The following is a 24,491-nucleotide window of genomic DNA, read 5'->3' as shown; positions in this document are numbered from 1 at the left end:
GCGGGCGTGTCCCGCCGGACGGATCCCGTCGTACGGAACGAGAGGGCACCCGGCCCCGGCGCGCTTCCGCGCCGGGGCGCCGGGCGTAGCGGCTACTGCTCGCCGACCGGGCTCTCCGAGGACGACGCCTCGTCGGTTCCCGGGGTGCCTTCCGCGGCGTCCTCGGCGGCGCCGCCCGTGGCGTCGGCGTCCGGCGACTCCGTGGCCTCGCCGGTGCCGTCCGTGCCCTCCTCCGCGGCGTCCGTGCCCGCGCCGGCGTCCTCGCCCGGCTCGGCGTCGGGGGAGGACGTGCCGGTCTCCAGCGGGCTCGGGGACTCGGTCGCGGCGAAGTCCCCGTACTCGTCGTCGTCCGCGACGATGAACGCGGAGAGCCGTACCTCGCCCTCCTCGCTGAACTCGAAGGCGAGCTTCTGCGTCGCGCCGTGTCCGGCGTCGTGCCCGTCGGGCAGCACCGCGGAGGCATGGCCCTCGCCGCCCAGCATCACCGAGCCGCCCGCCGGCACGACCACGCCGCCCCGGCCCTCGCTGCCGGCCAGCTCCAGCTCCTGGCCCCCGTCCGCGAGCGTCAGCCGGTCCAGCGTCTGGTCCCGGTCGCCGTTGTTGAAGATGCGCGCGGAGACCGCGGCCGGCCCCTCGGCCTCCCCGGGCGTGATGAGCACCGCGTTCTGGATCTTGATGTGGCCCGCGGTGACACGCGCGTTGTCGGGGTTGATCTTCAGGGTCTCGGCGTTGTTCCCCGCCCCGCACGCGGTGAGGACGGCGAGCGAGAGAGCGAGGGCGGTCGCGGCGAGCGTGCCGCGTCGAATGCTGCTGCTGCTCACGGCGGCGGCATCTCCTTGAACGTGAAGGCCGGTTGGCTCGGCTGCGGTGGTGTTGGTGCTGGGGGAACAGTACCGACCCCCTTCTGGGCACACGGACCCGACCCGCCCTCTCGCGCCCGCGCGCGCCATCGCTCACGGCCGCGCGTACGGCCGTGCTAATGCCCGGCAATATCTGCGCGGCAAGCGGTGTTGGAACTGGCAAGGGAACACCGGCGGAGGGAGAACGTGGATATCGATCACAGCCCGCGTGATCAATTCCGGGAATCCGGCCGGATTCGTTCGTGATCGGCCGAACGGAGCAGCACGACTTCACCGGCCGAGTCCGACAAATCGGGACGTACGCCGCTCTGTCGAACCTTCCGGCGGCAGGTAACCTCCGCGTTTCAGCATTCGTGTAGACGGCATCCCACCTGCGGAAACCGTGATTCCGGCGGCGCGCGAAGCACGTTCGAGGGTCGATTGTCAAGCCCCGAGACGGGCCCTGACCTGCGAAAACGCCATTCAGAAGCGGCCTGTGCCGTGTTACCCTGGATAGCCACGGAAGGGGTACCTGTCACATGACGTTCAAGGTTGGCGACACCGTGGTCTATCCCCATCACGGGGCCGCGCTGATCGAGGCCATCGAAACTCGCCAGATCAAAGGTGTGGACAAGACCTACTTGGTGCTGAAAGTCGCGCAGGGCGACTTGACGGTGCGCGTGCCGGCGGACAATGCCGAGTTCGTCGGGGTACGCGATGTGGTTGGGCAGGAAGGGCTGGAGCGGGTCTTCGAGGTGCTGCGTGCGCCGTATGCCGAAGAGCCCACCAACTGGTCCCGGCGGTACAAGGCAAACCTGGAGAAGCTCGCCTCGGGTGACGTGATCAAGGTCGCGGAGGTTGTCCGGGACCTGTGGCGCCGGGAGCGTGAGCGCGGTCTCTCCGCCGGAGAGAAGCGGATGCTCGCCAAGGCCCGCCAGATCCTGGTGAGCGAGTTGGCGCTGTGTGAGAGCACGAACGAGGACAAGGCGGAAGCGCTGCTCGACGAGGTGCTGGCGTCCTGAACGGTGCCTGACGGCGCCTCACGTCATGCCGACGGTGCCCGAGGGCGCCGTGGGTCATGACGGCCGCGGTACCACCCGGCTTGCCGGGTGCCGTAGCTGCGCCGCGGCTGCCCGGTGAGGTCTCGTCCGGCTTGTTTTCTTCGGTGCCGGTCGTCGGCTGTGTGTCGGCACGTGTCGTCACGCGGTGTCGTCACGCGCAAGCCGTCGTTCCCGGCGCCGTGGTTTCGTCCGCCGCCGTCTCGACGCTGCCCGGTCACGTCCTTCGTGGTCCGTCCGTTTGTCCCCGCTCGTCCTTTCACGTCCGTTCCGACGGCCTGAAGGCGTGCCGGGTTTCCGGGGGCAGCCGTAGGCTCCCGCGCCGCGCGTGCGTATGCTCGCGTGCGGCGCGCCGGGCCGACGGCTGTCCCGCTTTCATGTGGACACGCCGTGCCGGGCCCGGGTAGCTACTGCGACCATCAGCGTCACGGAAGGGGGTCGGCAGCGAGCTCCGCGGTGGGGGCACGAAGCACGTGCCCGGCACGCTTTTGGCCATACCCATGTCGTCCAAGGACACAAACCTGAACACCGCAATGTCTCCGTCAGGCTCGTCCGACTCGCCCGCCGCGTCCGTGGGGACCCGGCCCGGCCACTCGGACCCGTCCGGTCCGCACCGATGCGCCGCGGTGATCCCCGCCGCCGGCCGCGGAGTGCGGCTCGGCCCGGGCGCGCCCAAGGCCCTGCGCGCCCTCGGCGGCACGCCGATGCTCGTGCACGCCGTACGTGCCCTCGCCCGCGCCCGCGCGGTGTCCCTGGTCGTCGTCGTCGGCCCGCCCGGTGAGGCGGCGCAGGTGCGCACCCTCCTCGACGACCACCTGGAACACCTCGACTCGACCGAGGTCGTCGTCGTCTCCGGCGGCGACACCCGCCAGGACTCCGTACGCCTCGGCCTGGCCGCGCTCCCCGACGACGTCGGCGTCGTGCTCGTGCACGACGCCGCCCGCCCGCTGGTCCCGGTGGACACCGTGGAGGCCGTCGCCGCCGCGGTACGGGCCGGGGCGCCCGCCGTCGTACCGGCGCTGCCCGTCACCGACACCGTCAAGCAGGTCGTGCCCGGCGGCGAGCCGGGCGCCCCGGAGCCGGTCGTCGCCACGCCCGAGCGGGCCGCGCTGCGCGCCGTGCAGACCCCGCAGGGGTTCGACCGCGGGGTGCTGACCGAGGCGCACGACAAGGTGCCCGCCGCCGGCGAGGGCGCCACGGACGACGCCGGCATGGTCGAGCGGCTGGGCGTCGAGGTCGTGCTCGTACCCGGGCACGAGGAGGCGTTCAAGGTGACGCGACCGCTGGACATGGTGCTGGCCGAGGCCGTGCTGGCGCGCAGGAGGGCGACCGATGCCTTCTGACGCGAACGCGCCTGCCGCGGGCGCTCCTGCGCCCGGTGGGGACCCGGGTGCGCCCGGTGCGTACGGCCTGCTGCCGCGCATCGGCGTCGGGACCGACGTGCACGCCTTCGCCGAGGGCCGCGAGCTGTGGTGCGCCGGCCTGCTCTGGGAGGGCGAGAGCCACGGGCTCGACGGCCACTCCGACGGCGACGTCGCCGCCCACGCCGCCTGCGACGCGCTCTTCTCCGCCGCCGGCCTCGGCGACCTCGGCGCGCACTTCGGCACCGACCGCCCGGAGTGGTCCGGCGCCGCGGGCGTCGCGCTGCTCGGTGAGGCGGCCCGTATCGTCCGCGCGTCCGGCTTCCGCATCGGCAACGTCGCCATCCAGGTGATCGGCGTCCGGCCGAAGATCGGCAAGCGGCGGGCGGAGGCGCAGGCGGCGCTCTCGGCCGCCACCGGGGCGCCGGTGTCGGTCTCCGGCACCACGACCGACGGCCTCGGGCTCACCGGCCGCGGCGAGGGCCTGGCGGCGGTCGCCACCGCGCTCGTGCTGCCGCCGCCCGGGTGACGCGGACCTTCCGCCGCCGCGCGGAAGGTCCTTGGGGCGCGGGTTGTTGGGTACGCAGAGAGTTCCCACGTCCGCGAAACCCGAGGAGTCCCACGTGTCTGCCGCCCTCTCCGACAACCTCAAGCAGGTCCTCGACGGCAAGGTCTTCGTCACCGTCGCCACCGTGCAGCCCGACGGCGCCCCGCAGGCATCGCCCGTCTGGGTGAAGCGCGACGGCGACGACCTGCTCTTCTCCACCACCGCCGAGCGCGTCAAGGCCCGTAACCTGAGCCGCGATCCGCGGGTCAGCGTCGTCGTGGTCAACCCGGCGGCCCCGTACAACTACGCCCAGGTGTACGGCACCGCGAGCATCACCACCGAGGGCGGTGCGGAGCTGATCGACGAGCTGGCGGTGAAGTACACGGGCAAGGACTACGACACCTTCAGCGGCGGCCACGGCGGCGACGGCACCCGGGTCGTCATCCGCGTCACCCCGGAGAAGATCTCGGGCCAGGGCGACCTGCATTGAGCGAGGTGCATCGAGCAGGGCGCCTTGAGCGAGGTGCCTTGTGCGAGGTGCGTGGAACGCGCGGGCGGCCGGGTGCCCGCGCGTCCGCATCGGGCCCGGGCGCGCGGGCCCGATGAGGGCCCGATGTCAGCGGGGCGGCCTACCCTTGGGCGGGTGCGCGGGGGGTGTGCCCGAGGGGGTGTTCGGGGCATCCGCGGACCGGGGCCCCCGGGGCGCCCGGGTCCTACTACCCTTGAGGCGTGACCATTCGCCTGTACGACACCAGCACCCGGCAGATCCGTGACTTCACCCCGATCGTCCCGGGTTGTGTCTCGATCTACCTGTGCGGCGCCACCGTGCAGGCCGCTCCGCACATCGGGCACATCCGGTCGGGCCTCGACTTCGACATCCTGCGCCGCTGGCTGCTCCACCGCGGCTACGAAGTGACGTTCATCCGCAACGTCACGGACATCGACGACAAGATCATCTCCAAGTCCGCCGACCAGGGCCGCCCCTGGTGGGCCATCGGGTACGAGAACGAGCGCGCCTTCGACGACGGCTACCGGGCGCTCGGCTGCCTCCCGCCGACGTACGAGCCGCGCGCCACCGGCCACGTGCCCGAGATGATCGAGATGATGCGCGCCCTCATCGACTCCGGCCACGCCTACGCCGCCGACGGGAACGTCTACTTCGACGTCCGCTCGTACCCCGACTACCTGGCCCTGTCCAACCAGGAGCTGGACAACCTGCGCCAGCCCGAGGGCGAGGGCGAGACCGGCAAGCGCGACCAGCGGGACTTCGCCCTGTGGAAGGCCGTCAAGCCGGGCGAGCCGTCCTGGGAGACCCCCTGGGGCCGCGGCCGGCCCGGCTGGCACCTGGAGTGCTCCGCGATGGCCCACAAGTACCTGGGCTCCCGCTTCGACATCCACGGCGGCGGCATCGACCTCGTCTTCCCGCACCACGAGAACGAGATCGCGCAGTCGAAGACCTTCGGCGACGAGTTCGCCGACTACTGGATGCACAACGCCTGGGTGACCATGAGCGGCGAGAAGATGAGCAAGTCGCTCGGCAACTCGGTGCTCGTCTCCGAGATGGTCAAGCGCTGGCGCCCCATCGTCCTGCGCTACTACCTGGGCACCCCGCACTACCGCTCCACCATCGAGTACAGCGAGGAGGCCCTGCGCGAGGCCGAGTCCGCCTTCGCGCGCATCGAGGGCTTCGTGCAGCGTGTGGTCGAGAAAGCCGGCGGCCCCGTCGCCCCGGCCGCCGACGTGCCGCCCGCCTTCGCCGAGGCGATGGACGACGACCTCGGGGTGCCGCAGGCGCTCGCGGTCGTGCACACCACCGTCCGGCAGGGCAACGCCGCCCTGTCCGCCGACGACAAGGAAGCCGCCGTCGCCCGCCTCGCCGAGGTACGCGCCATGCTCGGCGTCCTCGGCCTCGACCCGCTCGACGCCCACTGGACGGGCGCGGCCGGCGCGGACCGCGGCGCGGACCTGCACGGGGCCGTCGACACGCTCGTACGGCTGGTGCTGGAGCAGCGCGAGGCGGCGCGGGCGCGCAAGGACTACGCCGCCGCCGACGCCATCCGCGACCAGCTCCAGCAGTCGGGCCTCGCCATCGAGGACACCCCCGACGGGCCGCGCTGGACCCTGTGCTGACCGGCCGGGACCGGGCGCGCTAGCCCCCGTGTGCCGCCCGGCGGACCGGGCGGCACACTCATGACGTAGAGAACGACCGATCGCAGAAGCAGGTGGAGCCCCCATGGCCGGAAACAGCCAGCGCCGAGGCCGGAGAACGGCGAGCAAGAAGGGCGCGACCAAGGGCAGCGGCGGCAAGGGCCGCCGGTCCCTCCAGGGCAAGGGCCCCACACCGGCCGCCGACCAGCGGCCCGGCCACGCCAAGCAGCGTGCCGCCAGGGCGCGGGCGAAGAAGGCCGCGTCCGCCCGCCCGGCCGCGCGCCGCGGCGGCAGGGGCAGCAGCGAGCTGGTCGTCGGCCGCAACTCGGTGTACGAGGCGCTGCGCGACGGCGTGCCGGCCACGACGCTGTACGTCCAGCAGTACGTCGACAGCGACGACCGCGTCCGCGCCGCACTCCAGCTCGCCGGCGACCGCGGCGACGTGCACCTGATGGAGGCGCCGCGCCCCGAGCTGGACCGGATGACGGACGGCCTGAACCACCAGGGCCTGGTGCTCCAGGTCCCGCCGTACGAGTACGCCCACCCCGACGACCTGCTCGACGCCGCCGCGGAGGACCCCGCGGGCCTGCTGGCCGTCGCGCTCGACGGGGTCACCGACCCGCGGAACCTCGGCGCCGTGGTCCGCTCCGTCTCCGCCTTCGGCGGGCACGGGGTCGTCATCCCGGAGCGGCGCGCGGCGGGCATGACGGCGGGGGCGTGGAAGTCGTCGGCGGGGACGGCGGCCCGTACGCCGGTGGCCCGCGCGACGAACCTGACGCGCGCGCTGGAGGCGTACCAGAAGGCCGGCGTGATGGTCGTCGGCCTCGCCGCCGACGGCGAGGCCGAGCTGCCGGATCTCGACCTGCTGGACGGGCCGGTGTGCATCGTGGTCGGCAGCGAGGGCAAGGGCCTGTCGCGGCTGGTGGGGGAGACGTGCGACGTACGGGTACGGATCCCGATGCCGGGCGGAGCGGAGTCGCTGAACGCGGGCGTCGCGGCCGGGGTGGTGCTGTACGAGGCGGCCCGCAGGCGGGCGTGAGCGGCGTGAGCGGCGTACGGGAGGGCGTGCGGCGAATCGGCACGAGCCCCCGCGAACGGTGTGTTTGACGGGCCTCCGACACAAAAGGGCCGTGTCAGGCAGTGTCTTAATGCCGCATCACTCGGTTAGTGGAGTGTGGACACCAGAACACCGCCCACCCCCACGGGTGGTAGCGAGCAGGAGCCCGAGGAAACCGGCCGGCTGACGATGGTGCGGGTCCCCAGCGACCCCACCCGGATCAACGTCGACAACCCGAGCTTCCGCGTGCAGCTCGGGCCCTCGTCCCGCCGGACGCTCGCCGCGGCGGGCGCACCGCTGTACGGGGGCGGCGGGCTCGCGCCGGCCCTGGTGGGCGCGGGCGCCCTCGCGGGCGCCGGGGCCGTGGGCGCCGCCGGAGCGGCCCGCAGGCGGGCGCCCGTGGTGTGGACCGGGCGCGTCGACGACACGGCCGCGGGCCGCCTCCTCCAGGCCATCCCCCGCGGCGACGCCGACCACCGCCCGGCGGGCGCCGCCGACGCGATGCCGACGCAGTTCCTGCCCCGCTTCGACGACGGCTTCGACAACCGCTTCGACGACGCGACGCAGGTGATCCCGCGCATCAGCGACGACACCCACCGGCTGCCGCGCATCGACGGCTCCGGCGCCCCGCCGCTCGTCGCCCCGCGCCGGCCGGGGCCCGCAGGGGACGCCACCCAGGTCATCCCGCACGTCTCGGGAGGCTCCGGTGCGTACGGGCCGGAGGACGGTCCGTACGAGGGGCACGGCGGCCCCGGCGGGCACGGCGGCCCCGGTGGCTACGACGGGCCGTACGACCTCTACGCCGAGCCGGGCGACGGCACCGCCGACCCCGGCACCGATTCGCACGGTGACCCGGACGCCGACCGCCCCCGCGGGCGCACCCAGCGCCACGGCGCCGACCCCGTACGGCACGCCTACTACCCCGGCCGCCGGATGAACCTCGGCGTCGTCCTGCTGCCCCTGCGCATCGTCCTCGGCCTCGTCTCCCTCTACGCCGGCATGGGCAAGCTCAGCGACCCGCTGTTCTTCGACGCCGGCGAGCACGGCTCGATGCGGAGCTGGCTGGAGCGCATGGACCCGTGGCTCATCGCCGAGCCGCTCTACGACGTCGGGCTCGCGCACCCCGTCGGCACCGGGCTGACGGTGGCGTTCCTCCAGATCATCGTCGGCGTGCTGACGATCTGCGGGCTCTGGCAGCGGCTCGCGGCGGCCATCGGCGGGTTCATCGCGCTCGGGCTGCTGGTGACGGTGGCGTGGCAGACGTCGTCCGCGTACGACGCGACGGACGCCCTGTTCCTCGCCGCCTGGTCCCCGCTCGTGATCGCCGGCGCCCCCGTCTACTCCCTCGACGCCCGCCTCGCGGGCGAGGCGTGGCGGACGCTGGGGCCGCGCTCGGAGCTGTGGGAGCTGCGCCGCCGGGTGCTGCGCCGCGGGACGGTGCTCGCCACGGTCATCGTGGGCCTGGCGCTGCTGGTCGGGTCGATGCTGGGGGCGGCGGTGCGGTCGTCGAGCACCGTACGGGTACCCGGCCCCGACGAGCCGCCCGTCAACCACCTGCCGGGCACCCCGCTGCCCCCCACGCCCGGCGGCGCGGGACGTGGCGGCGACGCGGGCTCGGCCACCCCGTCGCGGGACGGTTCCGCGGCACCGGACGGCGAGGCGACCTCCCCCGGCACGGCCGGCGCGCCGGGTACGGAGGAGGCGGGCCCGGCGACGGAGTCGGGCAGCGTGCCCCCGGCGCAGCAGCCGGCGGCGCCCCCGGCGTCGCAGGCACCGCCGCCCCCGTCCGCCGAGAACCCGGCGCCGCCGCCCTCCGACGCCGGCTCCGGCGCGGACCCGGGCCCGGGCACGGCGGAGTCGGGTGCCGACGGTGCGGGAAGCACGGGGGGCGGCGGCTCGTCGGGCGGAGGCTCGACGGGCGGGGGTCCGGAGGAGAAGCCGCCGGGTCTCGTGGGCGGGTTGCTGGGTTAGGCGTTGCGGTCGGCGGGCCGGGGTCCGGCTGCGTGGGTACGCGCCCACGGAGCGGGGCTCCGGCCCGGACGCGTGGAGGGCTCGGCTCGTACGAAGGGAAGGCCCGGCCCGTACCGCCTCAAGACCTGAGGGCCTACGGGCCTACGGGCCTCAGGGACCTCCGCGTGCCGCCGGGCCTCCCGCCCTCAGCTCCGGCCCAGCTCCTTCGCCGCCTCCGTCAGGTCCTTCGCCGTGTCGATGGCCCGCCAGTACGCCCCCTGCGGCAGCGGGAAGCCCGCCAGCCGCCGCTGCCGCGCCAGCCGCGGGAAGGTCGCGCGCTCGTGGTCGCCGCGCTCCGGCAGCAGGTCGCGGAAGGCGGCGGAGAAGACGTACACGCCGGCGTTGATCAGATACGGGGACGGCGGCGCCTCGATGAAGTCGATGACGTGCCCGAACTGGTCCGTCTCCACCGCGCCCCACGGCATGTTCGGCCGGGCCAGCGCCAGGGTCGCGTCCGCGCCGCGCTCCTGGTGGAACGCGGCCATCTCGCGCAGCGAGAACCGGGTCCAGATGTCGCCGTTCGTCGCGTACCACGGCTCGTCGGGCCGCGGCAGCGACTCCGCCGCGAACTTCAGCCCCCCGCCGCGCCCCAGCGGCTCCTTCTCGACCACGCAGCTCACCTTCAGCGGCAGCTCCGTGGCGTCCAGCCACTCCTGGAGCACCTCGGCGAGATGCCCGCAGGACACCACCGCGTCGGTGACGCCCTCGGCCGCCAGCCAGGCCAGTTGGTGCCCGATGATCGGCACGCCGGTGCCGGGGATCTCGACCATCGGCTTGGGGCGGTCGTCCGTGTACGGACGGAGCCGTGACCCCTGCCCGCCGGCAAGGACCACGGCTTGAGTGGGTTGTGCTGCGGCTGCGGTCATACCCCGCACCCTAACCGGCCGGTAGCCACCGGCCCCGGGTGCGGGGTCCTCCTGTGAAACCTCTGCCGGAACGCCCCTACTGGGCCGCGACGACCCCGGAGGCGAAGGCGGTGTCGCACACCGGGCGCGAGAACGACTGCGCGCGGGCGACCCCGTACTTGGCCACCGCCGCCTCGCCCAGCGCGCGGGCGATGCCGGCGCAGTGCCGCGCGAGCGACGGCCGGGCGTGCACCTCGCGCTGCAACTGCGTGAGCGCGGCGCCCGGGTCGTTCTCCCGCAACTCGGCGACGAGACGGTCCCGCAGCACCTCCTGCGGGGCGCGGGCGCCCGACTTGGTCGCGGCGCTCTTCGCGGAGGCGCTGAGCATCCGGGAGTCGGTCGAGGGCGACGCCCAGGGGACCGTGGCGACCGCGAGCGTACCCGACAGAACGAGTACGACGGGAAGGACGAATGCGATGGTTCTGCCGATACGGCGGGCTGCCTGTTTCACGAGGGCGATCGTAGCGAGCGGTAGTGATTTGGCGACATTGAGTCACTCTTACGAGCGCGGTTGGCCGGGAAATTCGAATTCCGTGTTGACGTGGAGGTCGAACGAAATGCCGGTCTTTCCGACGCACTTGCCGTTACGCGCGGGTACGCGCCGCGGCCCCGGAAACGCGCAACGGCGCCGCACCCCGTCGGGGGCCGCGGCGCCGAGGCGCGTGAAGTGCCGGGCGGTGTCGCTCAGTCGCTGACTCGGTCAGTCGCTGAGACGCGCGCCGGTGGAGGTGGAGAACACGTGGGTCTCGCCGGAGCGCGGGACGATGTGCAGCGTGGAGCCCTTGTCCGGCACGGCGCGGCCGGAGACGCGGACGACCAGGTCCTTGTCCTCGCCGCCGACGTTCGCGGAGCCGTAGACGTAGGCGTCGGCGCCCAGCTCCTCGACGACGTTGACGGTGACGGGCAGACCGGCCGGGGCGCCGCCCTTCTCCGTCGACACGGCCTTGTCCGCGGGCACGTCGCCGTTGGCCAGGTCGAAGTGCTCGGGGCGGACGCCGACCGTGACGGTGCGGTCGCCCTTGTCGGTGGCCGCGGCCAGGGCCTCGCGCTCGACGGGCACGACGCTGTTGCCGAACTTGATGCCGCCGTCGGTGATCGGCACCTCGACCAGGTTCATCGCCGGCGAGCCGATGAAGCCCGCGACGAAGAGGTTCTCCGGCTTGTCGTACATCTCGCGCGGCGTCGCGACCTGCTGGAGCAGCCCGTCCTTGAGCACCGCGACCCGGTCGCCCATGGTCATGGCCTCGACCTGGTCGTGGGTGACGTACACGGTGGTGACGCCGAGACGCCGCTGAAGGCCGGCGATCTGCGTACGGGTCTGGACGCGGAGCTTGGCGTCGAGGTTCGACAGCGGCTCGTCCATGAGGAACACCTGCGGCTCCCGGACGATCGCGCGACCCATCGCGACACGCTGCCGCTGACCACCGGAGAGCGCCTTGGGCTTACGGGCCAGGTAGTCGGTGAGGTCGAGGATCTTGGCGGCGTCCTCGACCTTCTGCCGGATCTCGGCCTTCGGCACGCCGGCGATCTTGAGCGCGAAGCCCATGTTGTCGGCGACGGTCATGTGCGGGTACAGCGCGTAGTTCTGGAACACCATGGCGATGTCCCGGTCCTTCGGGGGCAGGTGCGTGACGTCGCGGTCGCCGATGTGGATGGTGCCGGAGTTCACGTCCTCCAGCCCCGCGAGCATGCGCAGCGAGGTCGACTTGCCGCAGCCGGACGGGCCGACCAGGACGAGGAACTCGCCGTCGGCGATCGAGATCTCCAGCTCGCTGACCGCGGGGGTGTCGGACCCCGGGTAGGTGCGGCTGGCCTTGTCGAACGAAACCGTTGCCATGGTGTTTCCCTTCACCGGCAGGAACGTGCCGGACGATCCGAGTAAAGGATGTGGTGTAGTCCACTGCGTGAACCTTGGCGCTGACCGTACCTGCCGGTCAGGCCCCTTGTCACCACCTCGAAGGTCCCGAAAACGCATCGCCGGGCCCCCGGGCGCCCCGGTTACACTGCACGGGCGCGCCTCCTTAGCTCAGTTGGTCAGAGCAACGCTCTTGTAAAGCGTAGGTCGTCGGTTCGAATCCGACAGGGGGCTCCGACACCCAGCTCAGAGCGATTCTGAGCTGGGTTTTCCATGACCCGCACACGCGGGGATGGTCCCATCGCCGACGGGCTCATCGAGTTCGACCACTGGTGCTCCCCGCACCCGTGGGGATGGGGTTCACTGCCGTCTTCCGGGGCTCGTCCGGCCCTCTCGACCTGCGTTTTCCCCTCAGGCTTGGGGGCGGCTTAATACAGAGGCGGTGCTTGCTGTGACGTGGAAGGCTCGGGGGCGCCGATGAGTTCCGGCGGGTTCGCCGGTCTGTTTCGGTGAAGCGTTCGAACCATCCAGTCCGCGGCCCCCGGCTGCGTGGTGACTGTGATCAGGAACCCCAGCGAGGAGCTGTCATGCAAGCTGCGATATCGAAGCGACCCGCCGCCGGGGATGCGGAGGGGCGGACGCCTACCGTGGTGCGGCTGCTGGTGCTGGCGACGTTCGTGGTGATCCTCAACGAGACCATCATGATCAACGCGATCCCGCGGCTGATGGAGTCGATGGACGTCACCGAGCAGTCGGCGCAGTGGGTGTCCACGGCGTTCATGCTCACCATGGCCGCGGTGATTCCCGTCACCGGTTGGTTCCTCCAGCGGATCACGACCCGCCGGGCGTACGCGGTCGCCATGAGCACGTTCCTTCTCGGCACGGTGATCTCCGCGGTCGCGCCCACGTTCGCGGTGCTGCTGGCGGGCCGCATCGTGCAGGCCGCGGGGACGGCGGTGATGATGCCGCTGCTGATGACCACGCTGATGGCCGTGGTGCCCGCGGAGCACCGTGGCAGGGTGATGGGCCACGTCACGCTGGCGATGTCGACCGCGCCCGCGCTGGGGCCCACGGTGTCCGGGGTGATCCTCCAGGCCGGCTCGTGGCGGCTGCTGTTCGTCGTCGTGCTGCCGATCGCGGCGCTGGTGACCGTGTTCGGGCTGCGCAAGCTGGAGAACGTCGGTGAGCCGCAGGTCAGCTCCATCGACTGGGGCAGCGTGGCCGTGGCGGCCCTCGGGTTCGGCGGTCTGGTGTACGGGCTGAGCCTGGTCGGCGAGAGCGACCGCAGGGGCCTGGGCATCGGCATCGCCGTCGCGGGTCTCGCGGCCATCGCCCTCTTCGCCTTCCGTCAGTTCGGGCTCCAGCGCGCGGGGAATCCGCTGATGGACCTGCGGACCCTGCGGTACGGCGCGTTCACCCGGTCGCTGGCCGTGATGTCCATCGGCTTCCTGGCGATGATGGGCTCGATGATCCTGCTGCCGCTGTACCTCCAGAACGTACGCGGCCTGAGCCCGCTGGAGACCGGCCTGCTGGTCATGCCGGGCGGTCTGGCGATGGGTCTGCTGGGCCCGTCCGTGGGCAAGGTCTTCGACCGGTTCGGCAGCCGCCGGCTGGTGCTGCCGGGTTCGGCGGGCATCGCGGTCGCCCTCCTCGGCTACACGCAGATCTCGATGTCCATGCCGTACTGGCAGATCCTGGCCCTGCACGTGGTGCTGATGGTCAGCCTCGCGGCGACGTTCACCCCGGTCTTCACCCTCGGCATGGGCGCGCTGCCTCCGCACCTGTACTCGCACGGCAGCTCCATCCTCGGCACGCTCCAGCAGGTCGCGGCGGCGTTCGGTACGGCGCTGGTGGTCACGGTGATGTCCTCGCGCGCCACGGGTCTGGTCGCCGACGGCATGGACCCGATTCCCGCCCAGGTCAGCGGCATGAAGGTGGCCTTCGCCACGGCGGCGGCCCTGGCGGTGGCGATGATCGCCCTGGCGGCCACCCTGCCCAGCCGGGTCCCGGACATCCCCGAGGACGAGGACGGCATCGGCGACATCGCCGTCGAGAGCACGACCGACATCGTCGCCGGGAGCACCCCCGACACCACCCGGGCGGCCGTCACCGACGCGGACCACACCCCCGGCAAGCGCGTCACCGCCTAGGGCGTACGCCGGAACCCGCCGGCGACGTCCTGTCGTCCCTCCTCTTGCGTGGCCATGGCATGTGGCGTGTGGCATACGGACGGATGGGGTGGTTCGGGTGGATCCGGTTTCTGCGGGGTTGCTGGTGGCGCTGGCCGGTGGGGCCGGGGGCGAGATCGGGCGGCAGGGCTGGGCGGGGCTGGTGCGCCTGGTGCGGCTGCCCTTCCGGCGGGACGGCGGCGACGGCGACGGTGGCGACGGCTGTGACGACGGCCCCGGCTCCGGGGAGGTGGAGTTGGCGCGCCTGGCCGCGGAGCCCGGTGACGAGGCGCGGGCGCAGGCGCTCAGTACGGCCCTGGCCGTACGTGCCGCGCTCGACGCGGAGTTCCGCGCCGCGTTACGGACCTGGCAGGAGGAGCTGCCGCCCCTGCCGGGCCACGGCGATGGCGCGGACTCGGTGACCAACATCGTCAGCGGCACGGTCGAGGGCGGCCCCGTCGTCCAGGGCCGCGACTTCCACGCCGACACCTTCCACATCGGCGTGAGCCCTCCGCCGCCGGAGGGCCCCGCCCCTCAGCGGTAGCAGTACGAGTCCGACGAGGCGTCCCCGCCCTGGAGGTGCGTCTGGTGTACGCGCCGCCCCCGGAACTCCGCTCCGTGCGGGAAGAAGCGGCGGTCCACCGCCAGCCCGCCCGTCGCCGGGTCGGCGTCGAGCTTGGCCAGCCACGGCTCGATGCCGTCCGGGTAGAACTGGTCGTCCCAGGAGCCGTAGAGGGAGTTCGTCAGGTAGACCCGGCGCCCGTCGCGGCTGAGTTCGACCATCTGCGGGCCGCCCGTCAGCGGCGTGTCCGGGGCCGCCGGGTGCGGGGTGCGGGCGGTGATGCCGCCGAGGCGGAGGGAGGCGGTGCGGCGGGGGTGGAACGGGTCGCTCACGTCGTACCGGAGCAGTTCGCCCGTGCCCCAGGCCGAGACGTACAGCCAGCGGTCGTCGACCGACAGGTTGATGTCCGTCACCAGCGGCGGCACCGCGCCGAACGGCCGCAGCGCCGGCGGCAGCTCCGCCGGGTCCGCGGGTTCCGCGGGGATCGTGATCACCTTGCGTACGGTGAAGTCGCCGCCGTCCGGGTCGCGGTGCCACAGCCACACCGACGCCGACAGGTCCGCCACGCTCACCACCACCCCGGCGAAGCCCCACATCGCCTCGGGGTCGTGCGCGGGGCGCAGCTCCAGCACCATCTGGTGCTCGTCGCCGAGGTCGACGCGCTGGAGGTGCCGGCCCGTACCCAGCTCCCAGAAGTGCAGCGCGTGCCCGTACTTGCGGCCGAGCAGCAGCTCAGGGTCCACGCCCTCCTCGACCATCGACGGGGTGCCCCACTCGCTGGTCACCGCGATGTCGTGGTTCAGGTGCCACCACACGTCGTACGCGAGCTGCTGCGGCCCCCGGTCCGTCTCCCAGGCGCGCAGCACGTCGAACGTCTCGTGGTCCAGCAGCGCCACGCCGCCGGGCCCGTCGGCGCCGTTCCCGCCGCCGAGGCAGGAGAGGAAGACGCCGTCGGGGCCGCAGTGCAGGGTGTGCGGGCGGGAGTAGCCCGCCTTGGCGGCGAGTTCGTCCGCCTCGACGGTCTTGACCAGCCGCGGCCGGGCGGGGTCGGGGTGGGTGTCGAAGACGTGCAGGCGGGAGGAGCGCAGGCCGGGGGCGAGGAGGTAGCGGCGCTCGGGGCTGTGGTGGCCGGCGTGGGCCAGTGCGCTGGAGCAGGCGTTCCAGCCGAAGTGGTGCAGTTCGTCGCCGAGGGTGGGCAGTTCGGTGACACCCACGACCGTGCCGTACGACGCGGATGCCGGATCGGTGTCGAGGGTGAACAGGGCGTCGGGGCGCCGGGCGCTGCGGTCGAAGCCGACGACGTACGCCAGGTGCTCCGGTGGCGCGGCGGCGGCGTCGGCGGGGGTGCGGTAGAGCGTGGGGTCCGCGTGCCGGCCGCCGGGGTGGTCGCCCGGGTCGGCGCCGCCCTCGTGGTGGCCGTGGTGTGCGTGCCGGCTGTGATCCGTCGTCATACGCCGCTCCGCGCGCTCGGGGTACGCGCAACGTAGCGGCGGGGCAAACGGGCACGGAAGGGGCCGATCGGTCCGGCCACGCACCCGCAACACGCCCGCAACACACCGCCCCCGGCCGACCGCGCGCCCCCGCCGGGGCACGCCCGGCCCGGGGCGCCGCCGTCAGCGGAAGTCCGTGATCCGGAACGTCGCCAGCATGTCGTGGTGGCGCGGGTCGCCCGCCGACGAGTTGTAGCGGTGGTCGAGCCTGGCCAGGGCGGCGTCCGGGGCGAGCCGTACTGCCCACTCCTCCGTCCACGTCTGGCCGATCTGCCAGGTGAGGTGGACGAGTTGCGCCCCGGTGGCGTCGGTGCGCGTCGTGTACGTGCCGGTGCGCGTCTCCGCGGGCGCGCCCGTGAAGCCGCCGGCGGTCAGGGTCCGGCACCGGCGGGGTCTTCGAGTCGTTCGCGCCGGTGGCGCAGGACGGGTCGGGGGTCGTGCCCGTGGCGTCGCGGGCGGGTGGGCCTTCTGGGTCCAGAGGTTTCGGTCAGTGCCGTAAGTAGACCGAGGGCCGTGCCTGGCGTCAATGGCTGCGGGTCAACTTGCGGACGTGTCGAGAGTCTTGACGAGGTTTACGGGCACGGCGTATCACTTTCGGCTAGTGCCGTAATTCACGGAACCGGAGGTGTCCCACACCATGTCGACGCGCCGCGCCTTTCTGGTGAGCACGACCGCAGCCCTGTCCGCCACCGCCCTGCCCGCGGTCCCCGCGTGGGCGGCGGCCCCGGCCGGCGCGGCGGCGCCCGTCCCCGACTCCCTCGGCATCCCCCTCGCCGACGTGCTCCTCATCGGCGGCACCGTGGCGCCCGGCCCGGACGGCCGCCCGGCCTGCTGGAACGTCTCCACCGGCGCCCCCGCCCACCTCAACGCCATCGACCCCGCCACCGGCGACGTCCTCGTCTCCGCGCCCCTGCCGGGCGCCGACGGCGCCTGGGCGACGGCCGCCGCCCCCGACGGATCGGTGTACGTGGGCTCGTACGGCAACGGCGGCCGGCTCTACCGCTGGCGCGGCGGCGCCACCGCCGAGGACCTCGGCGTGCCCGTCCCCGGCGAGACGTTCGTCTGGCGGCTCGCCGTCGACGCCGACGGCAAGGTGTGGGGCGGCGGGTCGCCGAACGGCCACCTCTTCCGCTACGACCCGGACACCGGCGCCGTCGAGGACTTCGGCCGCCCGCTCGCCGACCAGACGTACGTCAAGAGCCTCGCCTGCGCCGGCGGCAGGGTCTACAGCGGCGCGTACTCCCAGGCCCGTATCGCCGAGTTCGACCCGGCCACCCGCACCTTCACCGAGCTGCCCAAGCCGCCCGGACTGCCGTCGGTCGAGGGTCAGTCGGTGTACGACATCGACATCCACGACGGCCGCCTCTACGCCCGCATGGGCAGCGCCTTCCCCGGCCCGATGTTCGTCTACGATCTCGCCGCCCGCGCCTGGACCGACGAGATCCCCGACGCGCACGGCCTCAACATCTCCCCGCCGGACGCGGACGGCGCCGTCTACCTCATCCAGCAGAGCGAGCTGCGCCGCTACGACCCCGCCACCCGGCAGCTCACCGGCACCGGCCTCACCTTCACCGGCCGGGTGCAGAACGCCCGCTCCATCGGCTGGGCCGAGCTGGGCCTGCCCGACTACCCCGGGACCAGCCTCGTCGGCACCCTGTGGCGCGGCGCGATGTTCCGCTACAACCCGCAGACCGGCGCGTACGCCACCGTCGAGTCCCAGGTCCGCCGCGACGAGCCGATCGAGATCCTCGCCCTCGGCGCCGGCGGCCGGGGCACGGTCTACGCGGGCGGGTTCCTCAACGGCGGCCTGGCCGCGGTCGACACCCGCACCGGCACGCCGGACTTCCACCGCTTCTCGCAGATCGAGTCCCTGCTGCGGGGCAGCGACGGCTCCCTGTGGATCGGCACGTACCCGGAGGCGCGCCTCTACCGCTACGAGCCGGGCGGGACCTGGAGTTCGCCGGAGTACTCCCCGGGTCCGGAGGGCACGCCGGACAACCCGGAGCGGGCGTACACGCTCAAGGAGCACGTCCAGATGCGGGCCAAGGCCCTGGTGGAGGTGGGCGGGAAGATCGTCATGGGCACCGTCCCGGACGGCGACCGGCTCGGCGGCGCGATCGCGGTGTACGACCCCGCGAGCGGCGAGCTGGAGGTCACCCGGCACGTCGTCGAGGACGAGTCGGTCTTCGCGCTGGCCGCCGCGGGCGGCGTCGTCTACGGCGGCTGCTCGGTCACCGGCGGCCTCAGCACCACCCCGCCGACGCGCGAGTCGGGCGCCGTCTTCGCGTGGCACGTACGCGGGCGGCGCAAGCTCTGGGAGCTGGTTCCCGAGGTGGGGGCGGACACCGTCACCGCCGTGGCCATCGGCCCTGACCGCAAGCTCTGGGGCATCGCGGGGAACACGGTTTTCGCCATCAGCCCGCACGCCCGGAAGGTCGTCCGGCGCTTCACGGTCGGCGCGGGCCGGGGCGGCGGCGATCTCGCCGTGCTGGGCCGCCACCTGTACGCGAGCATCGACGGCAACGGCATCTACCGCGTCGACCCCTGGTCGCGGAAGCCTCCGGTGCTGGTCGTGGAGCATGCGCACCGGCGGCTGACCGCCCACTTGGACGGCCGGCTCTACTTCAGCGACGGCGCCGAGCTGTACCGCGTCGACCCGCGGGACCACACCGCGGGCGGCGGCGACGACTGATCCGGGCCCCTCCCAATTCCCCCTCACCGCAGAGCCATTGACAGTCCCAAAGTAGATGGCTAGTTTCGGTCAAGGCCGAAACTAGACGGGCTCCACTGCACCCTGAGGCCCCCGGAGGCCCTAATGAACTCATCGCTCAAGCGCGTCCGCGTCCCCCTCGCCCTGCTCAGCCTCACCGCCCTCGCCGCCGCCTGCGGCGGCTCCGGCGGCGGCTCCGGCTCGGTCTCGGAGGAGGTGACCGTCTGGATGTACCCGGTGATCGGCGACCCCAAGGCCAACGCCGAGTACTGGGAGGGCCTGGAGAAGGCGTACGAGAAGAAGTACCCGGACGCGGAGCTGACCATCGAGCAGCAGCCGTGGGACAACCGCGACGAGAAGCTCGCCACCGCGTTCAGCGGCGGCAAGGGCCCCGACGTCGTGGTCCTGCAACCGGACCAGATACCCCAGTACCTCGCGAACGACGCCCTGGCCCCCGTCGACGCCGCGATCAAGGACCACGCCGACACGTTCCTCCCGGCCGCCCTGAAATCCCTCACCCACGACGGCAAGGCGTACGCGGCGCCGATCTACCACACCATCACCACGACGCTCTACAACAAGAAGCTCCTCGACCGGGCGGGCATCGAGGAACCCCCGGCCACCTGGGACGACATCAAGGCCGCCGCACCGAAGCTGAAGGCCGAGGGCCTGGCCACGCTGGACTACTCCGCCAGCAACGAGGCCACCTTGAACCTCAACTTCTACCCGCTGCTCTGGCAGGCCGGCGGCAGAATCTTCAGCGAGGACGGCGAGAGCGTCGCCTTCAACGACGACAAGGGCGTCGAGGCGCTGACCTTCCTCACCGACCTCTACGAGGACGGCGCCATCCCCAAGTCCGCGATGACCAACGTCAACGTCGTCGCCGACCAGGCGCTCGGCAAGCAGCAGGTCGCCATGGGCTTCACCAACTCCGGCATCGACTTCGGCGTCGCCGAGGAGGCGTGGGGCAAGGAGAACGTCATCGTCGGCGCCCCCCTCACCGGCGCGGAGCAGGCCGCCTTCGGCGTCCCCGGCGCCCTCGGCATCAACGCCCAGGGCAACCTCAAGGGCGCGGAGCAGTTCATCGGGTTCATGACCCAGCCGGACCAGATCGTCAGCCTCAACAAGGAGACCGGCTTCCTCTCCCCGCGTACGGACGTCACCGTGCCCTCCGGCAGCCCGTACGCCAAGCAGCTCGAAGACGCCCTGTCCGTCGTCGTCCCCGGGGAGTCCAGCCCGGTCGCCCGGCAGCTCATGGGCATCCTGGCGCCGGAGATCCAGGCGGCGATGACCGGCAAGAAGTCCCCGCAGGAGGCCCTGGACGCGGCGGCCGGGCAGGGCGACGACCTGCTGGCCAGGCAGCGGTAGCCGCAGAATGCGGAAGATTGCGCCGCTGCGCCGGCACGACGCACGCGCGGGGCTGCTGTTCGTGGCCCCGATGCTCTTGCTGTTCACGATGTTCCGCTTCGGCCCGGTGGTCGGCGCGGGGTTCCTGTCGCTGACCGACTACCGGCTCAGCGGCGAGTGGGAGTTCATCGGGGCCGAGAACTACTCCCGGCTGCTCGACGACGACCTGTTCTGGGAGAGCCTCGGCGTCACCGCCATGTACACCGCCGTCTACGTCCCGCTGACGGTCGGCGTCGCCCTCGGCACCGCCATGCTGCTGCACCGCACGGTCTGGCTGCGCGGCTTCTTCCGCGGGCTGTTCTTCCTGCCGTACGTCACCAGCATCGTGCTGGCCGCCGTCGTCTGGAAGTGGATCTACGAGATAGAGGACGGCCTGCTCAACTCCGCCCTCGACGCCCTGTCCTTCGGCGCCGTCGACTTCCTCGGCAGCGACACGCTCGTGCTGCCCTCGATCGCGGCGGCCTCGGCCTGGAAGGGCTTCGGCTACTCGATGCTCATCCTGCTGGCCGGCCTCCAGTCGATACCCAGGGCCGTCACCGAGGCCGCGACCATCGACGGCGCCGGCGGCTGGCAGCGCTTCCGGCACATCACGCTGCCGATGCTGCGGCCCGTGCTGTTCTTCGTGCTCGTCATCGAGGCCATCCAGGCGTTCCAGGTCTTCGACCAGATGTACGTCATGACGGCAGGCGGCCCGGTCCGCTCCAGCTACAGCCTCGTCTACCTCCTGTACGACACCGGCTTCAAGTACTTCGACTTCGGCTACGCCAGCGCGCTGGGACTCGTGCTCTTCGTGGTCGTACTGGTCTTCTCGCTGATCCAGCGGTGGTTGATCGGGAGGGACGACTGATGGCTCTGCTCACCCGCGACAACGCGCCCCCGGCCACCGGCGGCGGCAAGGGCCGGGGCGGGGGCCGTACGCCGAAGGCGCCGCGGCGGGACCGGGGCCCGGCGCGGCTCGGGCTGCCGACGCTGCTGGTGCTGGTGGCGTTCGTGACGGTCGCCCCGTTCGCGGTGATGGTGCTGGTCGCCTTCGCCCCGCACAGCGGCAAGACCCTGCCGGGCGCGTTCGACGTCACCCGGTCCACGCTGGCGAACTTCGACGAGGTCCTGGGCAGCTCCGACATCCTGCGCTGGGCGCTGAACTCGACGATCTACTCCGTGGTCTCCGTCGCGCTGATCCTGCTCTTCGCCTCCATGGCCGGCTACGCCTTCGCCAAGAAACGCTTCCCCGGCCGGGAGATCATGTTCTGGTCGTTCCTGGCGACCCTGATGGTGCCGTTCCAGGCCACGCTCATCCCGTACTACATCCTCATCTCCGAGATGGGCGGCGTGGACACGTACTGGGGGATGATCGTCCCCACCCTCGCCAACTCCCAGGCCGTCTTCCTGATGCGGCAGTTCATCGTGCAGTTGCCGGACGAGCTGTTCGAGGCCGCGAAGATCGACGGCGCCTCGGAGTGGCGGATCTACACCACGATCGTCCTCCCGCTGATCCGGCCGATCATGGCGACGCTCGGCGTGTTCGTCTTCCTGTGGCACTGGAACGACTTCCTGTGGCCCCTGGTCATCGCCCAGTCCGGGGACATGCACACGCTGACCGTGGGGCTGGCCACGCTCGACGGCGAGAACGTGACGATCAACCAGGTGATGGCGGGGGCGACCATCACCGTGGTGCCGTGCCTGCTCGTCTTCGGGCTGCTCCAGCGGTACCTGACGGACAGCATCGCGACGACGGGGCTGAAGTCGTGAGGGTCGTCGACGTCAACCGGATCCTCGGGCCCGTACCGCACGACGACGTGCCCGGGCGCGACCCGGACGGGATGCGCGCGGAGCTGGACCGGCTGCGGATCGACGAGGCGTGGGTGGTGCACTCGCACGCGGTCTACGGGGACCCGCTGACCGTGCCGCCGGTCGAGGAGGACCGGCTGCCGGCCGTGCCGGTGGTGGTCCCCGGCCCGCTCGGCACGGGGGAGTTGCCGCCGGCGCCGGTGGTACGGCTCTACCCGGCGGCGCACCGCTTCTCGCTCGGCGACGGCGACGGCGACGGTGACGGCGGGGCCGGCGGCGGCGGTGACGACGACGGCGCCCGGCTGCTCCGGCTCCTCGGCGAGCGGCGCACCGTGACCCTGATCGACTGGGAGCAGCTCGACGCCGCCGGCCGGCGCGACCTCTCCCGCCGTACGGGCATGCCCCCGCTCGTCCTCCTCGGCACCGGCTACCGCAGCCTGCGCGAGCTGGCCGACCTCATGGCCCGCTGCGCGCACCTGCACGTCGACACCTCCACCCTCTGCGGCCACCGGCAGGTCGAGTGGGTCGCCGAGCGCTTCGGGGCGCACCGCGTGCTCTTCGGCACCGGCTCGCCGCTGACCGACGACGCCGGGCCGCGCTTCCTGCTCGACCACCTCGACCTGCCCGCCGCCGACGTGGCGCGGATCGCCGCGGGCAACGCGGACCGGCTGGTGCGGGAAGCCGGGAGGGGGGAGGCCCGGTGAACGTCATCGACGCGCACGCGCACCTGGGCCGCTGGTTCAACTTCGCCATCCCCGACGGCTCCGCCGAGAGCCTGCTCGCCGTGATGGACCGCTGCGGCGTCGCCCAGGCGTGCGTCTCCCACCTGCTGGCCGTCGGCCCCGACGCCCGCGCCGGCAACGCGCTGCTCGTCGCCGACCTGGCCCGCCACCGCGGGCGCCTCCTCGGCTACGCCGTCTACCAGCCGCACGACCCGCAGGCCGGCGCCCGGCTGCGCGACCTGCTGGACGTCCCCGGCATGGTCGGCGTCAAGCTCCACCCGGACGTGCACGAAGCCGAGCTGGACTCGCCCGCGTACGCGGAGGCGTTCGAGATCGCGGCGGAGCGCGGCGTGCCCGTGCTCTCCCACGGCCAGTACGGCTCGCCGTGGTCCGACCCCGCGCGCTTCGCGGCGGTCGGCCCGCGCTACCCGGCGCTGCCGGTCCTCATGGGGCACGCCGGGCTCTGGCCCCAGGGGTTCGCCGCGGCGGCGCGCGCGGCGGACGCGGCCCCGAACCTCGTGCTGGAGACGTGCGGTTCGCGGATGACGGCGCGGCACCTCGTCCGGCTGGTACGGGAAGTGGGCGCCGAGCGGATCGCGTTCGGCTCGGACGCCGTCTTCCTCGACCTCCGGGTCGGGCTCGGCCGCGTGGTCCTGGCGGATCTCTCCGAGGCGGACCGCACGCGGATACTCCACGGAACCATGAAAGGGCTCTTGTGACGTCGTCGCCGGTACGCACCGCACCCTGGCCCGAATGGCCGCCGCCCGCCACCGGCGAGCAGCGCGAGGCGCTGCTCGCCGTGCTCGACAGCGGCCGGTGGGGCGCGACCAACGGGCCGGAGGTCGAGGAGTTCGCCGCCGCGTTCGCGCAGAGCGTGGGCGCGCCGTACGGGGTGTGCACCGTCAACAACACCGTGGGGCTCTTCCTCGCCCTGCGCGCGGTGGGCGTCGAGCCCGGCGACGAGGTGATCGTCCCGGCGTACACGTTCGTCGCCAGCGCCTCCGCGGTGGTGCTGGCGGGCGCCCGGCCGGTGCCCGCGGACGTGGACCCCGACACCCTGCTCGTCGACCCGGAGGCGGTCGCCGCCCTCGTCGGGCCGCGGACAAGGGCGGTCATGACGGTCCACATCTCGGGGGCGGTCGCCGACGCCGGCGCGCCCGGGGTGCCGGTGGTCGAGGACGCGGCGCAGGCGCACGGCGCGGTGCGCGGCGGGCGGGCGGCGGGGACGCTGGGGGACGCGGGCTGCTTCAGCTTCCAGGCGAGCAAGGCCATGACGGCGGGCGAGGGCGGCGTCGTCGTCACCGCCGACCGCAGGACGTACGAGCGGCTGTGGTCCCTGCACAACGTCGGGCGGAAGCTGGACGGCGGCTGGTACGAGCACCCCTCGCTGGGCTGGAACCTGCGGATGACCGGCTTCCAGGCGGCCGTACTCCGGCCGCAGCTCGCGCGGTTGCCCGCGCAGATCGACCGGCGCACGCGCTCCGCGGCGGTGCTCGCGGAGGCGCTGGCGGACGTCGAGGGCCTGTCCGTACGCCCCGCGCCCCCGGACACCGAGCGGCACACCTGGCACCTGGCGCTGCTGCGGTACGACGCGGGGGCTTTCGGGGGCCGTACGAAGGACGAGTTCATCGCGGCGATGGCGGCGGAGGGCATCCCGCTCGACGCCGGCTACCGCGCGCTGTCGGTGGAGCCCTCGCTCGCCGCGTACGCCCGGCCGTGCCCGGTGGCCGAGGCGGAGGCGGAGGCGACGGTGTGGGTGCGGCAGCACCTGCTGATGGCCGACGACGACGCGATGGCGGACATCGCGCGGGCGGCGCGGAAGGTGCGGGAGGCGTTCACGCGCCCGGTGTGACCCGAGACGGCG

21 protein-coding genes and 1 tRNA gene are annotated in these 24,491 nt (G+C 72.9%); 17 read left to right on the top strand and 5 right to left on the bottom strand.

Annotated elements, in window-relative coordinates; translation table 11 throughout:
- Positions 1 to 92: 92 nt before the first annotated feature.
- Entirely contained in the window at positions 93 to 821 is a 729-nt protein-coding gene (locus QBL21_RS32025; protein ID WP_407565719.1) for a hypothetical protein, read from the bottom strand.
- A gap of 557 nt (positions 822 to 1,378) precedes the next feature.
- Here QBL21_RS32025 and QBL21_RS32020 point away from each other — a divergent pair.
- From QBL21_RS32020 to QBL21_RS31990, 7 genes are all read left to right on the top strand, one after another.
- Entirely contained in the window at positions 1,379 to 1,861 is a 483-nt protein-coding gene (locus tag QBL21_RS32020; protein ID WP_018836077.1) for a CarD family transcriptional regulator, read from the top strand.
- A 569-nt stretch (positions 1,862 to 2,430) separates the two neighbouring features.
- Positions 2,431 to 3,240, top strand: coding sequence for a 2-C-methyl-D-erythritol 4-phosphate cytidylyltransferase (gene ispD, locus QBL21_RS32015; protein ID WP_407565718.1), 810 nt, complete (start codon positions 2,431 to 2,433; stop codon positions 3,238 to 3,240).
- Complete coding sequence (ispF, locus tag QBL21_RS32010; protein WP_407565717.1) at positions 3,230 to 3,787, top strand: 2-C-methyl-D-erythritol 2,4-cyclodiphosphate synthase; 558 nt, start codon at positions 3,230 to 3,232, stop codon at positions 3,785 to 3,787. Before ispD ends, ispF begins: the two co-directional genes overlap by 11 nt.
- A gap of 94 nt (positions 3,788 to 3,881) precedes the next feature.
- Positions 3,882 to 4,295 (top strand): PPOX class F420-dependent oxidoreductase, encoded by a 414-nt coding sequence (locus QBL21_RS32005; RefSeq protein WP_407565716.1) that lies wholly within the window; start codon positions 3,882 to 3,884, stop codon positions 4,293 to 4,295.
- 239 nt (positions 4,296 to 4,534) lie between these two features.
- Positions 4,535 to 5,935, top strand: a complete 1,401-nt coding sequence (cysS, locus tag QBL21_RS32000) for a cysteine--tRNA ligase (protein WP_407565715.1) — start codon at positions 4,535 to 4,537, stop codon at positions 5,933 to 5,935.
- A gap of 103 nt (positions 5,936 to 6,038) precedes the next feature.
- The gene (rlmB, locus tag QBL21_RS31995; protein ID WP_407565714.1) at positions 6,039 to 6,992 is read left to right on the top strand and encodes a 23S rRNA (guanosine(2251)-2'-O)-methyltransferase RlmB; all 954 of its coding nucleotides are present in this window, start codon (positions 6,039 to 6,041) and stop codon (positions 6,990 to 6,992) included.
- Between the two features lie 207 nt (positions 6,993 to 7,199).
- Positions 7,200 to 8,981, top strand: coding sequence for a DoxX family protein (locus tag QBL21_RS31990; protein ID WP_407566638.1), 1,782 nt, complete (start codon positions 7,200 to 7,202; stop codon positions 8,979 to 8,981).
- Positions 8,982 to 9,166: 185 nt separating this feature from the next.
- Here the strand turns inward: QBL21_RS31990 and QBL21_RS31985 are convergent, their stop codons facing one another.
- The 3 genes from QBL21_RS31985 to QBL21_RS31975 form a co-directional block, all read right to left on the bottom strand.
- Positions 9,167 to 9,886, bottom strand: a complete 720-nt coding sequence (locus QBL21_RS31985; protein WP_407565713.1) for an NDP-sugar synthase — start codon at positions 9,884 to 9,886, stop codon at positions 9,167 to 9,169.
- A gap of 76 nt (positions 9,887 to 9,962) precedes the next feature.
- Positions 9,963 to 10,376 (bottom strand): hypothetical protein, encoded by a 414-nt coding sequence (locus QBL21_RS31980; RefSeq protein WP_407565712.1) that lies wholly within the window; start codon positions 10,374 to 10,376, stop codon positions 9,963 to 9,965.
- A 249-nt stretch (positions 10,377 to 10,625) separates the two neighbouring features.
- Entirely contained in the window at positions 10,626 to 11,762 is a 1,137-nt protein-coding gene (locus QBL21_RS31975; protein WP_407565711.1) for an ABC transporter ATP-binding protein, read from the bottom strand.
- A gap of 178 nt (positions 11,763 to 11,940) precedes the next feature.
- Between QBL21_RS31975 and QBL21_RS31970 the strand changes: the two genes are divergently transcribed.
- The 3 genes from QBL21_RS31970 to QBL21_RS31960 all read left to right on the top strand — a co-directional run bounded on the left by QBL21_RS31970 (position 11,941) and on the right by QBL21_RS31960 (position 14,492).
- A tRNA-Thr gene (locus tag QBL21_RS31970) sits at positions 11,941 to 12,014 on the top strand.
- A gap of 353 nt (positions 12,015 to 12,367) precedes the next feature.
- Complete coding sequence (locus tag QBL21_RS31965) at positions 12,368 to 13,930, top strand: MDR family MFS transporter (protein WP_407565710.1); 1,563 nt, start codon at positions 12,368 to 12,370, stop codon at positions 13,928 to 13,930.
- Between the two features lie 97 nt (positions 13,931 to 14,027).
- Complete coding sequence (locus QBL21_RS31960; RefSeq protein WP_407565709.1) at positions 14,028 to 14,492, top strand: hypothetical protein; 465 nt, start codon at positions 14,028 to 14,030, stop codon at positions 14,490 to 14,492.
- Here QBL21_RS31960 and QBL21_RS31955 read toward each other — a convergent pair.
- Positions 14,483 to 15,961 (bottom strand): selenium-binding protein SBP56-related protein, encoded by a 1,479-nt coding sequence (locus QBL21_RS31955; RefSeq protein WP_407565708.1) that lies wholly within the window; start codon positions 15,959 to 15,961, stop codon positions 14,483 to 14,485. The two genes, QBL21_RS31960 and QBL21_RS31955, sit on opposite strands and share 10 nt — an antisense overlap.
- Before the next feature lie 676 nt (positions 15,962 to 16,637).
- Between QBL21_RS31955 and QBL21_RS31950 the strand changes: the two genes are divergently transcribed.
- The 7 genes from QBL21_RS31950 to QBL21_RS31920 all read left to right on the top strand — a co-directional run bounded on the left by QBL21_RS31950 (position 16,638) and on the right by QBL21_RS31920 (position 24,479).
- Positions 16,638 to 18,692, top strand: a complete 2,055-nt coding sequence (locus QBL21_RS31950) for a hypothetical protein (protein ID WP_407565707.1) — start codon at positions 16,638 to 16,640, stop codon at positions 18,690 to 18,692.
- Positions 18,693 to 18,815: 123 nt separating this feature from the next.
- A complete protein-coding gene (locus QBL21_RS31945) occupies positions 18,816 to 20,078 on the top strand; it encodes an extracellular solute-binding protein (protein ID WP_407565706.1) in 1,263 nt (420 codons plus the stop codon).
- A gap of 7 nt (positions 20,079 to 20,085) precedes the next feature.
- A complete protein-coding gene (locus tag QBL21_RS31940) occupies positions 20,086 to 20,964 on the top strand; it encodes a carbohydrate ABC transporter permease (RefSeq protein ID WP_407565705.1) in 879 nt (292 codons plus the stop codon).
- Positions 20,964 to 21,866: a carbohydrate ABC transporter permease gene (locus QBL21_RS31935; RefSeq protein ID WP_407565704.1), complete on the top strand. Its 903-nt coding sequence runs from the start codon at positions 20,964 to 20,966 to the stop codon at positions 21,864 to 21,866. The genes QBL21_RS31940 and QBL21_RS31935 overlap by 1 nt, the downstream gene beginning before the upstream one ends.
- On the top strand, positions 21,863 to 22,609 hold the full coding sequence (locus QBL21_RS31930; RefSeq protein ID WP_407565703.1) for an amidohydrolase family protein: 747 nt from the start codon (positions 21,863 to 21,865) through the stop codon (positions 22,607 to 22,609). Before QBL21_RS31935 ends, QBL21_RS31930 begins: the two co-directional genes overlap by 4 nt.
- Complete coding sequence (locus tag QBL21_RS31925; protein WP_407565702.1) at positions 22,606 to 23,346, top strand: amidohydrolase family protein; 741 nt, start codon at positions 22,606 to 22,608, stop codon at positions 23,344 to 23,346. Before QBL21_RS31930 ends, QBL21_RS31925 begins: the two co-directional genes overlap by 4 nt.
- Positions 23,343 to 24,479 carry a DegT/DnrJ/EryC1/StrS family aminotransferase gene (locus tag QBL21_RS31920; RefSeq protein ID WP_407565701.1) on the top strand — a complete coding sequence of 379 codons (1,137 nt, stop codon included), beginning with the start codon at positions 23,343 to 23,345 and terminating at the stop codon, positions 24,477 to 24,479. Before QBL21_RS31925 ends, QBL21_RS31920 begins: the two co-directional genes overlap by 4 nt.
- The last annotated feature ends 12 nt before the right edge of the window (positions 24,480 to 24,491 follow it).

This window comes from Streptomyces sp. 184 (assembly GCF_045781775.1).
Lineage (GTDB): Bacteria > Actinomycetota > Actinomycetes > Streptomycetales > Streptomycetaceae > Streptomyces.
The sequence above is the reverse complement of the archived record's forward strand: the minus strand, read 5'-3'. Positions and strand labels throughout refer to the sequence as shown.

Bases quoted from the DNA above. Each gene is read 5' to 3' on its own strand.
- QBL21_RS31955 (WP_407565708.1), bottom strand. From the start codon at position 15,961: ATGACGACGGATCACAGCCGGCACGCACACCACGGCCACCACGAGGGC.
- QBL21_RS31950 (WP_407565707.1), top strand. From the start codon at position 16,638: ATGTCGACGCGCCGCGCCTTTCTGGTGAGCACGACCGCAGCCCTGTCC.
- ispD (WP_407565718.1), top strand. From the start codon at position 2,431: ATGTCTCCGTCAGGCTCGTCCGACTCGCCCGCCGCGTCCGTGGGGACC.
- QBL21_RS31990 (WP_407566638.1), top strand. From the start codon at position 7,200: ATGGTGCGGGTCCCCAGCGACCCCACCCGGATCAACGTCGACAACCCG.
- QBL21_RS31965 (WP_407565710.1), top strand. From the start codon at position 12,368: ATGCAAGCTGCGATATCGAAGCGACCCGCCGCCGGGGATGCGGAGGGG.
- QBL21_RS31985 (WP_407565713.1), bottom strand. From the start codon at position 9,886: ATGACCGCAGCCGCAGCACAACCCACTCAAGCCGTGGTCCTTGCCGGC.
- ispF (WP_407565717.1), top strand. From the start codon at position 3,230: ATGCCTTCTGACGCGAACGCGCCTGCCGCGGGCGCTCCTGCGCCCGGT.
- rlmB (WP_407565714.1), top strand. From the start codon at position 6,039: ATGGCCGGAAACAGCCAGCGCCGAGGCCGGAGAACGGCGAGCAAGAAG.
- QBL21_RS31940 (WP_407565705.1), top strand. From the start codon at position 20,086: ATGCGGAAGATTGCGCCGCTGCGCCGGCACGACGCACGCGCGGGGCTG.
- QBL21_RS31935 (WP_407565704.1), top strand. From the start codon at position 20,964: ATGGCTCTGCTCACCCGCGACAACGCGCCCCCGGCCACCGGCGGCGGC.
- QBL21_RS32020 (WP_018836077.1), top strand. From the start codon at position 1,379: ATGACGTTCAAGGTTGGCGACACCGTGGTCTATCCCCATCACGGGGCC.
- QBL21_RS31975 (WP_407565711.1), bottom strand. From the start codon at position 11,762: ATGGCAACGGTTTCGTTCGACAAGGCCAGCCGCACCTACCCGGGGTCC.
- QBL21_RS31945 (WP_407565706.1), top strand. From the start codon at position 18,816: ATGAACTCATCGCTCAAGCGCGTCCGCGTCCCCCTCGCCCTGCTCAGC.